Consider the following 12,676-nt stretch of genomic DNA (forward strand, 5'->3'; position numbering starts at 1 on the left):
CTAGACGAGGGTCTTGCTCGGGAGGTTAGCGTAGTCGTTGTGGAGCTAAGTTACGGGCTTTCAGCCAGTGATTTGAGCCGGATGCCCCAATACGACATGAGCTGGCGCAATCGCGCCTCATACGGGTTTCGCGTCGCAGCAGGCGGTGTTTCGTCAGGTGACGCACCTTGTACTCCGTGAAAGATGCCCGCCATACGCGGAGTCGCACCTGAGTTCTGCGGCACCAAAGACTGGACGCGTCCGGGCGGCCACCAAGCGAGCCAAGGCGCAGGCCGAGGCGGATCGCCGGCTGTTGCAGGAAATCAGGTCCAACCCGCAAGAGGCGCTTGGAGACCGGGGATTCGACGAAATCGAATGGGTCTTCTTCGCGCATGGCGGCCGCGACGGAGTGGTGGGACCCGAACCGGAGTTGCTTGAATTGCTCAACATGGAACCCAAGATCCCCTACCGGATCGTCCTGGAGCCCTTCGATGGGTGAGCCAAAGGAGTGCAGGTGGCAGCGGTAAGCCAAAGACACTGGACCCGCAGGCAGTGGGACAAGTTCTGGGCGCAATGCGACGAGGGGGTCCTCAGCGCGCCAGCAAACTTCGCGCGTGCCACGGACGTATTGGAGGCCATCATCCAGGAAACGAACGGCCCCGATCTCGACTACACCATCAGGTCGCTACGGCTCTTGGGGCACTGGTACGTCGAGCTTGCACGGGAGGATTACACGTGCGAACAATGGGCGCGCCTGCTCGGATGGGATGAGCGGCCCCCGAGCGACATTACCAGCGAGCAACCGCCTCCGAAGAGAAACCTGTCGATCACTCTCAGCGCCGTCGCGGGCTGCTTGGAGGCCTATTGCGCGGAGGTCGACAGGCGTCTCATATCGGGAGCCCGTTGGGTTTGTTGGCGTGGCGGCTATGCCGATGACCCGCGCAACGGGCAACTTCGCCTCGACGTCGGCGACCCAACGAACCCGCACGGCGTTGGGGCCTACACCTTCTTGGTGCTGAACAACAGCTATGAGCACCAGTTCAGGCCCGACGCGCCCGGTTATGAGCCACCCAACCCGGGCCGGATGGCCGACCTCGTCGCGACCCGCGTGCTGGAACGCCACGAGTTCGTCGAACGCAATGGGTCGCCCGTCTGGCAGGTCGCCCCGACCGGCCCCAGGGCCTTCGAAGGGCGCCATCCCATGAGGCGGGTTCCGGCCAGGCTCATGGACGCCTACCGCAAAGGCGAGATCGGAATGCCCACGGTCCACCGGGGACCGGAGCCACCGCCGGACCCTGACCCGCAAGTCGGCATGGGCTGACCACGCCCGCGGCGGCTGGCCGCGACCCGCCTTTCCAAAAGGGGCGGGCGCCAACCCGTCCGGGGCAGCCTGTTCACCAGGTGCGGCCGAAGGACGCCCTCGCCAGCAGGGACACGGCCAGGACCGCCGCCGCCGCGAAGGGCCACAAGGCCAGCAGGCCGTAGGAGGTCAGGACGACCGGGGCCTCTTCGGCCGAGGCGGCCAGCGCCGGCGAGCCGAAGCCGCCGCTCAAGCCGACCCCGGTCGCCCAGCACGCGAGCGAGCCGAGGACCGATCCGCCCATCCACAAACCCGCCCGCCCCAGGGGCGCCGGCCGGTCCGACCAGCGGACTAGGAGCGCGCCCGCCACAAGGCCGGGCGCCAAGGTCAGCGCGCCGAACCAGAGGTCCTGGAGGGCACCGAAGTCCGTGTCGGATTGCGCGTACCAGAAGTTCCCAGCCCAAAGCGCCGCCGGCCGGGGCGAGACGACCAGCCAAACCCAGCCAAGCAGGACTCCCAACAGGGCTTGGGTGCCAAGTCCCCAGACGGCATCGTGCGCCAACGAACGCTGGCGTCCCGGCGGCCGGGAGGCATACGCGGCGGCAACCATCGGCGGCCCGCCCGCCGCGACAGGGGGCGAGAAACCCAAGTCGGGACGGCCATCGGGCGGCGGGCCAGGCGACGGTGCCGGAACCGGGGCCCAGCCGTCCGGTGTCACGCCACGCACTGCGCTCCCAGCGCGGCCTTGAGGTCGGCGTAAAGCGGGTCGCTCTTGGCGACCTTGAGCCCGTGGTTCAGGCGCACCACCGTCATGCCGCCGGTCGGCTTGGTCAACCTGAGGTACACGTCGGCCTGGCCGGGATGCGAGCGCAGCACCGTGTGGAGCTTCGAGACGATCGCCTCGGTGGCGCGGTGCGCCGGCAGCGTGATCTCCAGGGGGGCCACCGTGCCCTCGGCGGCGGTCAGTTTGAGGACCTCGAGTTCGGAGACGAAGACGGACACCTCGTCGTCCCGCCGCGACAGGCGCCCGCCCAGCGACACCAGCATGTCCTCCGCCAGATGCTCCGCGAAACGCGCGTAGGCCTTCGAGAAGAACTTGACGTCGATCGAGCCGTGGAGGTCCTCGAGGGTCGCCTGCGCCCACAGCATGCCGGTCTTGGTGGTCTTGCGCACAAGGCTGGTCAACAGCCCGGCTATCCGCACCTGTTCGCCGTCCTTGTGGCGGTCGGGGTCCACCAGCGAGGCGGTGGTGTGGGTCGCCGCCGCCGCCAGCCCCTCTTCCAGGCCGGATAGCGGATGGTCTGAGACATACAGCCCCAGCATCTCGCGTTCAAACGCCAGCTTGACGGGTTTGGGCCATTCCGCCAGGTCCGGCACCTCGACCATGACCGAGCCGACGTCCTCCGGCGCGCCGCCGAACAGGTCGAACTGCCCCACCGCCTCGTTGCGTTTGACGCCCAGCACCGAGTCGATGGCCTCCTCGTAAACCTGCATCAACGCGCGTCTCGGCTCGCCGAACCCGTCGAACGCGCCCGCCTTGATCAGCGACTCAACCACCCGTTTGTTGCAGACCCCGATCGGCACTTTGGCCAGGAAGTCGCCGAAGGACGTGTAGGCGCCTTTGTTTTTACGGGCCTGCACGATGCCGTCCACAACGCCCTCGCCCACGTTGCGCACCGCTGTGAGGCCAAAGCGGATGTCGACCCCGTCCGGGGTGAACGCCGCCACCGAGGAGTTCACGTCCGGCGGCAGCACCCGGATGCCCATATGGCGGCATTCGGCCAGGTAGACGGCCGATTTGTCCTTGTCGTCCCCAACCGAGGTGAGCAGTGCCGCCATGAACTCGGTGGGATAGTGGCACTTCAGGTACGCGGTCCAATAGGAGACCAGCGCGTACGCCGCAGAGTGCGACTTGTTGAACGCGTAGTCCGCGAACGGCACCAAGATGTCCCACAACGTCTGGATCGCGTTGTCGGAGTAGCCCCGGTCCCGCATGCCCTGCGAGAACGGCTCGTATTCGCGCGCGAGCGCCTTGGCGTCCTTCTTGCCCATCACCCGGCGCAGCGAGTCCGCGCGGCCCAACGTGTAGCCGGCGAGCTTCTGCGCGATCGCCATGACCTGCTCTTGGTAGACGATCAACCCGTAGGTGCCGCCCAGCAGGTCCTTCAGCGGCTCCTCCAATTCCGGATGGATCGGCGTGATCTTCTGGCGGCCGTTCTTGCGGTCGGCGTAATTGCTGTGGGAGTCCGCCCCCATGGGGCCCGGCCGGTACAGTGCCTGGACGGCGGAGATGTCCTCGAAGTTGTCCGGCCGCAGCCTTCTGAGCAGGTTTTGCATGCCCGTGCCGTCCAGTTGGAAAACGCCCAGCGTGTCGCCGGAGGACAGCAGCTCATAGGTTGGCTTGTCGTCCATGGGCAGCGTCTCCAGCACCACCGGCGGCTTGCCGTTGATGACGATGTTCGCCAGCGTGTCCTCCAGGATGGTGAGGTTGCGCAAGCCCAAGAAGTCCATTTTGACCAGGCCCAAGTCCTCGCAGGCCGGGTAGGAGAACTGCGTGATGATGGACCCGTCCTGCTCCCGCTTCATGATCGGAATGACGTCCAGCAGCGGGTCAGAGGACATGATCACGCCGGCCGCGTGAACCCCCCACTGGCGGGTCAACCCCTCCAATCCCCTGGCGGTCTCAACGATGCGCGCGGCGTCCGGCTCGCTCGCCACCGCCGCCCTGAACTCTTCCGCTTCGCGGTAGCGGGCGTGCGACTGGTCGAACACGGCCGCCAACGGCATTTCCTTGCCCATGACGGCGGGCGGCATGGCCTTCGTCAGCCGCTCCCCGGCCTGGTAGGGGTAGCCCAGCACGCGGGCGGAGTCCTTCAGCGCGGCTTTGGCCTTGATGGTCGAGTAGGTGACGATCTGGGCGACGTGGTCCGCCCCGTACTTGCCGGTCACGTATTTGATGACCTCGCCCCGCCGGCGCTCGTCGAAGTCGATGTCGAAGTCCGGCAGCGAGGCCCGCTCGGGGTTCAAGAAACGCTCGAACATCAAGCCGTTCTTGATCGGGTCGAGTTCGGTGATCCCCATGGCGTACGCCGCGATCGAACCCGCGCCGGAGCCGCGGCCCGGCCCCACGCGGATGCCTTGCGCTTTGGCCCAGTTGACGAAGTCCGCCACGCACAGGTAGTAGCCGGCGTAGCCCTTGGTGGCGATGATGTCCTCTTCATAGCCGGCCCGCTCAACCGCTTCGGCCGGGACTTCGCCGCCGAACCGCTTCTCCAAGCCCCTGCGGACCTCTTTGATGAACCAGGAGACCTCGTCCTCCCCCGCCGGCACCGGGAACTTGGGCATGTAGCGGCCCGGCTCCGAATGGAAGGCGACGTCGCAGCGCTCGGCTATGGCGAGGGTGTTGTCGCAGGCCTCGGGCAGCTCCCGCCAGATTTCGCGCATCTCCTCGGCCGACTTGAGGTAGTAGCCGTCGCCGTCGAACTTGAACCGGTTCGGGTCGTCCATGGTCTTGCCGGACTGGACGCACAGCAGCGCCGAGTGCGCGGCTGCGTCCTCCGGCGCGGTGTAGTGAAGGTCGTTGGTGGCGACCAGCGGCGCCCCGATCGCTTTGGCCAGGCGCAACAGGTCCCCCACCACGCGGCGCTCGATCGCCAGGCCGTGGTCCATCAACTCCACAAAGTAGTTTTCGCGACCGAAAATCTCCTGGAACTCCCCGGCCGCCCGCAGCGCCTCCTCGTATTGCCCCAGACGCAACCGGGTCTGGACCTCGCCGGACGGGCAGCCCGTGGTGGCGATCAGGCCTTTCGAATACGACTGCAGCAACTCGCGGTCCATGCGCGGCTTGTAGAACTGGCCCTCCAGGGACGCCAGCGAGGCCATCCGGAAGAGGTTGTGCATGCCGGGCGTGTCCTGCGCCAAGAGCGTGAGGTGCGTGTAGGCGCCGCCGGCCGACACGTCGTCGTCCTTCTGCTCCGGGGCGCCCCACAGCACCCGCCGCCGGTCCCGCCGGGCCAACCCCGGCGTCAGGTAGGCCTCCAAACCGATGATCGGCTTGACGCCGGCGCGGGAGGCCTGCTTCCAGAACGCGTGCGCCCCGAACATGAAGCCGTGGTCGGTTGTGGCGAGCGCCGGCTGACCCAGTTCCTGACAACGTTTCAGCAGGTCAGCGATGCGCGCCGCCCCGTCCAGCATTGAGTACTCGGTGTGCACATGCAGGTGGACAAACTGGCTACCCGATGGCGACGGCATGGGGTTAGAGTCTAGTTCCGCCGCCGCCGGGACGCCTCACGACTCGCGCAGAGCCGCGAGAGCCGCCGCCAAATCCGCCGGGTAGGGCGAGTTCAGCCGCAGCGACCAACCGGTCACCGGGTGGTCGAACGCGAGCGCGGCCGCGTGCAGCCACTGCCGTTCCAGCCCCAGCCGTGCCGCGAGCTTTGGGTCCCCGCCGTAGAACGGGTCTCCCACCAGCGGGTGGCCCACCGCCGCCAGGTGCACCCGGATCTGGTGGGTGCGGCCGGTTTCCAGGCCCACCTCCAGGAGCGAAGCCCCCCCGAACGCCTCAATCAGCCCGTAATGGGTGATCGACGGCTTGCCGCCCGCGACCACGCCGAACTTGAACGCCCCCGGCAGCCGCCCGATCGGCGCGTCGATGGTCCCCTCCAACGGGTCGGGCAAGCCTTGGACCAGCGCGTGGTACGTCTTGCGCACCGCCCTGTCGCGGAACATTTGCTTGAGGGTCGAGTAGGCCCGCTCCGATTTGGCCACCATCATCAGTCCGGAGGTGCCCACGTCCAGCCGTTGCACGATGCCGCGCCGCTCGACCGGCCCGCCCGTCGCCAAGGTCACGCCCGCCGCGAGCAGCGAGCCCAACACCGTTGGCCCGGACCAGCCGGGGCCCGCGTGCGCCGCCACCCCCACCGGTTTGTCGACCACGACCAGGTCGGAGTCCTGGTAGACCACGTCGAGTTCCACTACGGGCTCCGGCTCGGGGGCCGGATCGGGGACCTCGACCGTCAAAGTTTGGCCCTCTTCTAGCCGGGCGGACTTGGCGACCTTTACGGCATCGACCTCGATCAGGCCGGCGGCGGCCAACTCCGCGGCGCGCGTGCGGGGCAACCCCGCCAACCGGGCCACCGCGACGTCGACCCGCTCGCCCGCCAACTCCGGCGGGACCGGCCCCGTCCAGTTCACTTCCGGGCGCCGTCCAAGGCGGTGCCGCGCAGAACCGTGACGACCATGGCGACGGTGGCGAGAACAATGGCGATGTCGGCCACGTTGCCCACAAAAAGCCCGGCGTAGTCGATGAAGTCGACCACGTGCCCCTGGCCAATGCCAGGCGGCCTGAACAGCCGGTCGCCCAAGTTGCCGGCGGCGCCCGCCAGCAGCATTCCGAGGACCACCGCCCAGATGGTTGAGCGGACACGCCGGGCGATCAGCACCACAGCCACCACGACAACGCTCGACAGAATGGTAAATACCCAGGTCAGCGACTCAAACATGGAGAACGCGGCACCGGGATTGGCCACCAGGTGGAGATTCAGGAGCGAACCGAGCAGGGGAATGGTGCGGCCGGAGGCAAGGGCGTCCACCGCCCACGCCTTCGTCAACTGGTCTGCCGCTAGGATCGCGACCGCGATCGCCAAGAGCATGCCCAGCCGACGGCGCGGCTGGATCTGCGGCTCGGCGATCGGATCCTTCTCAGCGACGGGCTCGGTCACCCCGACAGCCTAGCCTCTACGGATGACTCAGCGGTCGGCCAAGGCGTCGGCACCACCTGCGGCCGGCGCCCCGTCAATGTCCGCCAGCAGATTCTTCAGGTAGGTCCGCAGCCTGGTGCGGTAATCCCGCTCGAAGATCCGGAGCGACTCGATCTCTTTCTCAAGTTCCGCACGCTCTTGCTCAAGGCGGGCCTTGGTGCGGGCGGCGGTCTCTTCGGCTTCGCGGACAATCGACGCCGCTTGGGTCTTCGCCTCGGCGATCATCTGATCGCTCTCTTCTTGACCCGCCCGGACGTACTGTTCGTGCAGCTTGTTGGCCAGGGCCAACATGCCGGTAGCCGTCTCCGCTTCGCTGGCCGTGCCAGTCGGCGCGGGGCCGACGGGCTGGCCGGTGATCGGGCCCCCGACCGGTGTGAGCGGGGCCGGCGGCGCCGCAGGCTGCGGCGGGGCCGGCACAGGCGGGGGCACGGGTGTCCCGAAGCCGGCCGGCGGCACCGGTTCTACCACTGCCTCCGCCACCACCACGGGCGGCGGTTCCGGCGCGCCTTGTGCCCCCCGCTCAAGTTCGGCGATCCGGGCTTCGGCCGCGGCCAGTTGGGCCTTCAACTCTTCGTTTTCGGCCGCCATGGCTCGCATCGACACGGCCACCTCGTCGAGGAAGTCGTCGACCTCGACCTGGTCATAACCCTCACGGAACTTCGTGGTCTGAAAACCCTTCAGCACCACATCGTCGGCTGTCAGTTGCGCCATCTCTCCACCTAGATAGATTCCCTAAAGCCTCACTTGAGACTTTCACTCACGTCCTACGCTAGCCGATCTTAGGCCAGTACCGGCGCTTCGCCGCCGTTCGGGCGCGTTTTGTGGTCCCTTTGGACCCTCCCCGTGCTACCCCGAGCCGCTTGGGGCGGCCCCGATCACCAAGGCCGCCCCGTAGGCGACAAGGGAAACCGCTATCACCACCACCAAGAAGGCCAGATCAAGAGACATGGGGCCGAACCGAATCGGTTTGACCACCTTGCGGACCAAACGCAAAGGCGGATCGGTCAAAATGAAGATGATCTCCGCCACCGCCGCCATTGCCCGCTGCGGCCGCCAGAACCGGCTGAAAGCCATCACCAGGTCGATCACCAAGCGGACGACCAGCACCAACATATACAGTTGGGCCAGCGCCCACACGACGTAGGCGGCGGCGACCACCCCTACTCGCTGTCGTAACGCCGGTGCGGCTCAGCCGTGACCTCGGACACGTCCAGGTTTGGCGGCGACAGCAGGAACACGTCGCGGGTGATCCGCTCCAGGTTGCCCCGCAGCGCATGGGTCAACCCCATGGCGAAGTCGATCAAGCGCCTGGCGTCCGCGTCTGAGGCCTCCGACAGGTCGATGATCACCGGCACCTGCTCCCGATAGGTGGTGCCGACAATCTTCGCGTCTTCGAAGTTGCGCGGACGGGACGTGACGATCCGCTGCATCGGCTCAGCCACCGTCAGATGGCTGCGGCCGTGCGGCGCGTGGATCGGCGTGACATCGGCGATCTGCTCCTCGGGCTCGTCATAGTAGTAGTCGTCTGAGTCAGATGGGAGCAGGCCGAGCCTTCTCCCTGTGTTTTGCATCCAACCGGCCATAGCTGTGTTTCTCCTTGTTGCGGGTGGGGAAGTGTTACCCAAAAGCAACTTATGCGGCGAATAGCACGCTCGCTTCGCATATGCGTCGGCGTGTCGCCAGTCCGTTGCCAAATATCGGGAAAACGTTGGGGGTGTTGAGACCGAAGGACTCAAGTGAGCGGGTGTAGCGCTACCACCGCGCCCTGGCGGCCCTGGGCCCGCTCGCCGCGCCAGGAGAACAGGTCCGGCGACTCCAGGGTGCATTCCGGAGAAAGCCAAATCGCCGCGACCCCCAGGCCGCGCAGTTGGCGGACCGTCGACGCGGCCACGTCCAGGCGCCAGGTTCCGTCCTCGGTTCGTGTTGCGACGTGACCGGCGGCGCGGGCTTTCTCAGCCAGGTCCGCGCCCACCTCATAGCAGCGGCCGCAGATGGAAGGCCCGACGGCCGCCCGCAGGGGGCCCGCCCCCGCCGCCCGCAATTCCTCCACGGCGACGCGCGCCACGCCCGCCAGCAGGCCGCGCCAGCCCACGTGCGCGGCCGCCACCAAGCCCTTGTCCGGGTCCGCCAGCAGCACCGGCACGCAGTCCGCCGTGCGGATCACCAGGCCAATACCCCTTGAGGCAGTCGCCAAAGCGTCGCAAGTCGGGATGTCAGCCGGGTCAGCCGTGTCGATCGCGTTGGGCGGGTTGACCGGGCTGGCAGCCGCCTGGTCAACCCAGCGCAACCGGTCGCCATGAACCTGGTTCGCGAAAACCAACGGCAAGCCCAGTCGGGCCGCCAATTCGCTTCGGCCCTCAGGGCGGGCCAGATCGAACGCGGAAGTTGTAAAGCAAGCCCTGACACGGGGGCCCAGGTTGACTTCGATCAATCCTCGTTCAGCCAAGACGGCACCACGATGTCATCCTTCGAAGGCGGCAGGGGCGACGGCGGGGCCGTGCGCTCGCGCGCGCGGCGGGCCGAATCGAACAGCGGCGTCGTCGAATCCGCGCTGACCTTGGCAGTCGGCTCGTCCGAGGCGGCCGGAGTGACCTTCGACTGAACTCCGCCCGGCGGCTCGCCGAACAATCCGCTCACGGGCGTGGCGGCCCTGGGGATGCGGAACGCTCCCAACGACCCCGCCGTGCGGGGAGGCGTCGCGGCTTCCGGCGGGCTGGCCGCCTGGCCGGTCGCGCCGACCGGCGCCACGGCCGCAGCCGGTTCAGGGGCCGCTGGTGCGGGCGCAGCGACGGGGCCGGCCGGAACCGGAGCCGGGGCGACCGCCGGCGCGGCCGGGGCTGCCGGAGCCGCATCCGCCTTCGCGGTTTGCACCTCCGAGGTGTAGGCCTTCGGGTCCGGAACGTCGAAGCCGGCGGCGATGACCGTCACCCGGACCTCGTCAGCCAGCGCGTCGTCAATGATTTGGCCGAAGATGATGTTCGCCTCCGGATGCACGGCCTCGGACACCAACGAGGCACCGCGGTTGACCTCGTCCAGGCCGATGTCGCTGGCGCTCTGGATGCACAGCAGGACGCCGTGGGCGCCGTCGATCGAGGCCTCCAGGAGCGGCGAGCTGATCGCCATCTCCGCAGCCCGAACCGTTCGGTCCTCGCCCCGTGCGGCGCCAATGCCCATCAGGGCGCTCCCGGCGCCCTTCATGACCGATTCGACGTCCGCGAAGTCCACGTTGATCAGGCCCGGCGTGGTGATCAGATCGGTGATCCCCTGCACGCCGGACAACAGCACCTGGTCGGCGCTGCGGAAGGCCTCCAGGATCGACATGCCCGGATCGGAAATCTGCATCAGGCGCTCGTTGGGGATCACGATCAGCGTGTCGACCTCTTGGCGCAGCTTTTCGATTCCCTCAATGGCCTGGTTCTCGCGGCGCCGCCCCTCGAAGGCGAACGGCCTGGTGACCACGCCGACTGTCAGCGCGTCGAGTTCGCGGGCGATCCGCGCGACCACGGGCGCCCCGCCCGTGCCGGTGCCGCCGCCTTCGCCTGCCGCGACAAACACCATGTCGGCGCCTTCGAGGACCTCGCGGATCTCATCCGCGTGCTCCTCCGCGGAGCGGCGGCCCACCTCCGGGTCGGCTCCCGCCCCGAGCCCCCTGGTGCTTTCGCGTCCAATGTCGAGCTTGACGTCGGCATCGGACATCAGCAGAGCTTGGGCGTCGGTGTTGATGGCGATGAACTCAACGCCCTTCAACCCCACATCTTTCATGCGGTTGACCGCGTTAACGCCGCCGCCGCCAATACCGACCACCTTGATGACCGCAAGGTAATTCTGTGGTGCCGCCACGAGGTCCTCCGTTACTTAGGCACGTAGATCTACGACATTGACGCTAGGCCGCGCCAGCCCTCCAAACAATAACCTGTGGCCGCGTGTCGCGCACAAGCTGTCCTGATCGCCGGATTCGGATGCCGCGAACGGGCCGCCCCTGCCCCGCGCGCGGCCGGCCCAAGCACACTTTGGGACCTAAGGCCTTGGCATGTGAGAATCGGATAGTGACATCTTCGCGGCCACGGTGGAGGTGGACGGTGTTCGGCCGGCCCGCGCCGGGCGCCATCGCCAACCTGGCGGACACCTTGCGACTTGAGTCGGCGGGGGCAGGCTTCCTGCTCGCCGGCGCCGTTGTCGCGCTGGTCTGGGCGAATTCGCCGTGGGCCGGCAGCTACGAGGCGTTGGCCCAGACCGTGGTGGGCCCCCGCCAGGCACACCTCGACCTGAGCGTGGCCGACTGGGCCAAAGACGGCCTGCTGACGATCTTCTTCTTCACCGTCGGCCTGGAACTGAAGCGGGAAATGGTGGTGGGCCAGCTTCGCCACCTCGCCACGGCGATTGTGCCCGTGGTCGCCGCCGTTGGCGGCATGGCCGCACCGGCGTTGCTCTACTGGGCCGTCAACGCCGCCCAGGGCTCCGACGCGATGAGCGGCTGGGCCATCCCGGTGGCCACCGACATCGCCTTCGCCGTCGCCGTGCTGACCGCGTTCGGAACCGGTTTGCCGACAGCGCTGCGGGCGTTTCTGCTGACCCTGGCGGTGGCGGACGACCTGTTGGGGATCGTGGTGATCGCGGTCTTCTATTCGGGCGGGATCGACCTGGGCTGGCTGGGCGGCTCCCTGGGCGCCGTGGCGGTCTACCTGGCGCTGGTCCGGGGCCGCCGTCCCTGGCCGCCGCTCTTGTTCGCCTTGGCGTTGGCGGCTTGGTACTGCATGCACCGCTCCGGAGTGCACTCCACGATTTCAGGCGTGCTCTTGGGGTTTGCCACGCCGGCCCTCGCCACAAGGCACCAGCCCGCGTCCGCCACCCCCCGCGCCGACCATTACGAGCACTGGTGGCGCCCCGTGTCCTCGGGCCTGGCGGTCCCCGTTTTCGCGTTGTTCGCCGCCGGAGTCGCCCTAAACCCGGCCGCTCTGGGCCAAGCCGCCGGGGACCCGGCCGCCCAGGGAGTCGCGGCGGGGCTGATCCTCGGCAAACCCGTTGGCATCTTCCTGACAACCTTCACGCTGGTCGCGCTCACAAAGGCGCGGCTCGACCCGTCGGTCCGCTGGCCGGATGTGGTGGCCGTCGGATGCGTGGGCGGGGTCGGTTTCACCGTCTCGCTCCTGATCGGGGAGTTGGCCTTCGGCCCGGATTCATCCCACGAGGCCGCCGTCAAGGCCGGCGTCCTGTTCGGCTCGCTCGGCGCGGCCATTCTCGGCGCAGCCGCGCTGGCCCTGCGCGCCCGCTGGCACCGCCGCCACCACGACCTGCCATGGGATTCCGCAGAGGCAGTCGACCAGGGCGACCTAGAACTGGAAGCGCCAGCCGCCGACAAGTAGCCCGCCCCGCCGCTTCGGGCAGAAACGGACAACCGCCGCCGACGCCGCCAACCCGACCCACGGCATCGTCCCAGGTCAGCGGACCCGACCGCTCCACGCCCGACCGGGGACCTGTCCGGAACTCCCCAAAGCAAGCCAAAAGCCGCCGCTTCGGGCAGAAACGGACAACCGCCGGCCGGGCGCGGGGGGATTTGGGGTCAGGCGTTGCGGCGCGCCTTGCCCTTGGGCTTGCGGGGGGCGCGGTAGTGCCAGCGGACCGACTCGTCCACTTCCAT

General features: G+C 68.0%; 11 protein-coding genes and 1 pseudogene. 3 read left to right on the forward strand and 9 right to left on the reverse strand.

Features of this window, described 5'->3' with window-relative positions:
* Positions 1-292 precede the first annotated feature (292 nt).
* Both LBC97_15355 and LBC97_15360 read left to right on the forward strand, forming a co-directional pair.
* Positions 293-478, forward strand: a complete 186-nt coding sequence (locus tag LBC97_15355) for a hypothetical protein (GenBank protein ID MDR2567404.1) — start codon at positions 293-295, stop codon at positions 476-478.
* A gap of 15 nt (positions 479-493) precedes the next feature.
* Positions 494-1,300: a hypothetical protein gene (locus LBC97_15360; GenBank protein ID MDR2567405.1), complete on the forward strand. Its 807-nt coding sequence runs from the start codon at positions 494-496 to the stop codon at positions 1,298-1,300.
* Between the two features lie 73 nt (positions 1,301-1,373).
* Here LBC97_15360 and LBC97_15365 read toward each other — a convergent pair whose 3' ends face one another.
* The 9 genes and pseudogenes from LBC97_15365 to ftsZ form a co-directional block, all read right to left on the reverse strand.
* On the reverse strand, positions 1,374-1,889 hold the full coding sequence (locus tag LBC97_15365) for a hypothetical protein (protein ID MDR2567406.1): 516 nt from the start codon (positions 1,887-1,889) through the stop codon (positions 1,374-1,376).
* A gap of 104 nt (positions 1,890-1,993) precedes the next feature.
* Positions 1,994-5,530, reverse strand: a complete 3,537-nt coding sequence (gene dnaE / locus LBC97_15370) for a DNA polymerase III subunit alpha (GenBank protein MDR2567407.1) — start codon at positions 5,528-5,530, stop codon at positions 1,994-1,996.
* Between the two features lie 36 nt (positions 5,531-5,566).
* The gene (locus tag LBC97_15375; GenBank protein ID MDR2567408.1) at positions 5,567-6,472 is read right to left on the reverse strand and encodes an RluA family pseudouridine synthase; all 906 of its coding nucleotides are present in this window, start codon (positions 6,470-6,472) and stop codon (positions 5,567-5,569) included.
* Positions 6,469-6,999, reverse strand: coding sequence for a signal peptidase II (gene lspA, locus LBC97_15380; protein MDR2567409.1), 531 nt, complete (start codon positions 6,997-6,999; stop codon positions 6,469-6,471). The genes LBC97_15375 and lspA overlap by 4 nt, the downstream gene beginning before the upstream one ends.
* Before the next feature lie 27 nt (positions 7,000-7,026).
* Positions 7,027-7,749: a DivIVA domain-containing protein gene (locus LBC97_15385; GenBank protein MDR2567410.1), complete on the reverse strand. Its 723-nt coding sequence runs from the start codon at positions 7,747-7,749 to the stop codon at positions 7,027-7,029.
* A gap of 135 nt (positions 7,750-7,884) precedes the next feature.
* Positions 7,885-8,196: a YggT family protein gene (locus LBC97_15390; GenBank protein MDR2567411.1), complete on the reverse strand. Its 312-nt coding sequence runs from the start codon at positions 8,194-8,196 to the stop codon at positions 7,885-7,887.
* Positions 8,197-8,198: 2 nt separating this feature from the next.
* A complete protein-coding gene (locus LBC97_15395) occupies positions 8,199-8,621 on the reverse strand; it encodes a cell division protein SepF (protein MDR2567412.1) in 423 nt (140 codons plus the stop codon).
* Between the two features lie 149 nt (positions 8,622-8,770).
* Positions 8,771-9,484 carry a polyphenol oxidase family protein gene (locus tag LBC97_15400; GenBank protein ID MDR2567413.1) on the reverse strand — a complete coding sequence of 238 codons (714 nt, stop codon included), beginning with the start codon at positions 9,482-9,484 and terminating at the stop codon, positions 8,771-8,773.
* Between the two features lie 455 nt (positions 9,485-9,939).
* Positions 9,940-10,878, reverse strand: a pseudogene (gene ftsZ / locus LBC97_15405) (cell division protein FtsZ).
* A gap of 206 nt (positions 10,879-11,084) precedes the next feature.
* Between ftsZ and nhaA the strand changes: the two are divergent.
* The gene (nhaA, locus tag LBC97_15410; GenBank protein MDR2567414.1) at positions 11,085-12,401 is read left to right on the forward strand and encodes a Na+/H+ antiporter NhaA; all 1,317 of its coding nucleotides are present in this window, start codon (positions 11,085-11,087) and stop codon (positions 12,399-12,401) included.
* The last annotated feature ends 275 nt before the right edge of the window (positions 12,402-12,676 follow it).

The sequence above is a fragment of the Bifidobacteriaceae bacterium genome, from assembly GCA_031281585.1.
Taxonomy (GTDB): domain Bacteria; phylum Actinomycetota; class Actinomycetes; order Actinomycetales; family WQXJ01; genus JAIRTF01.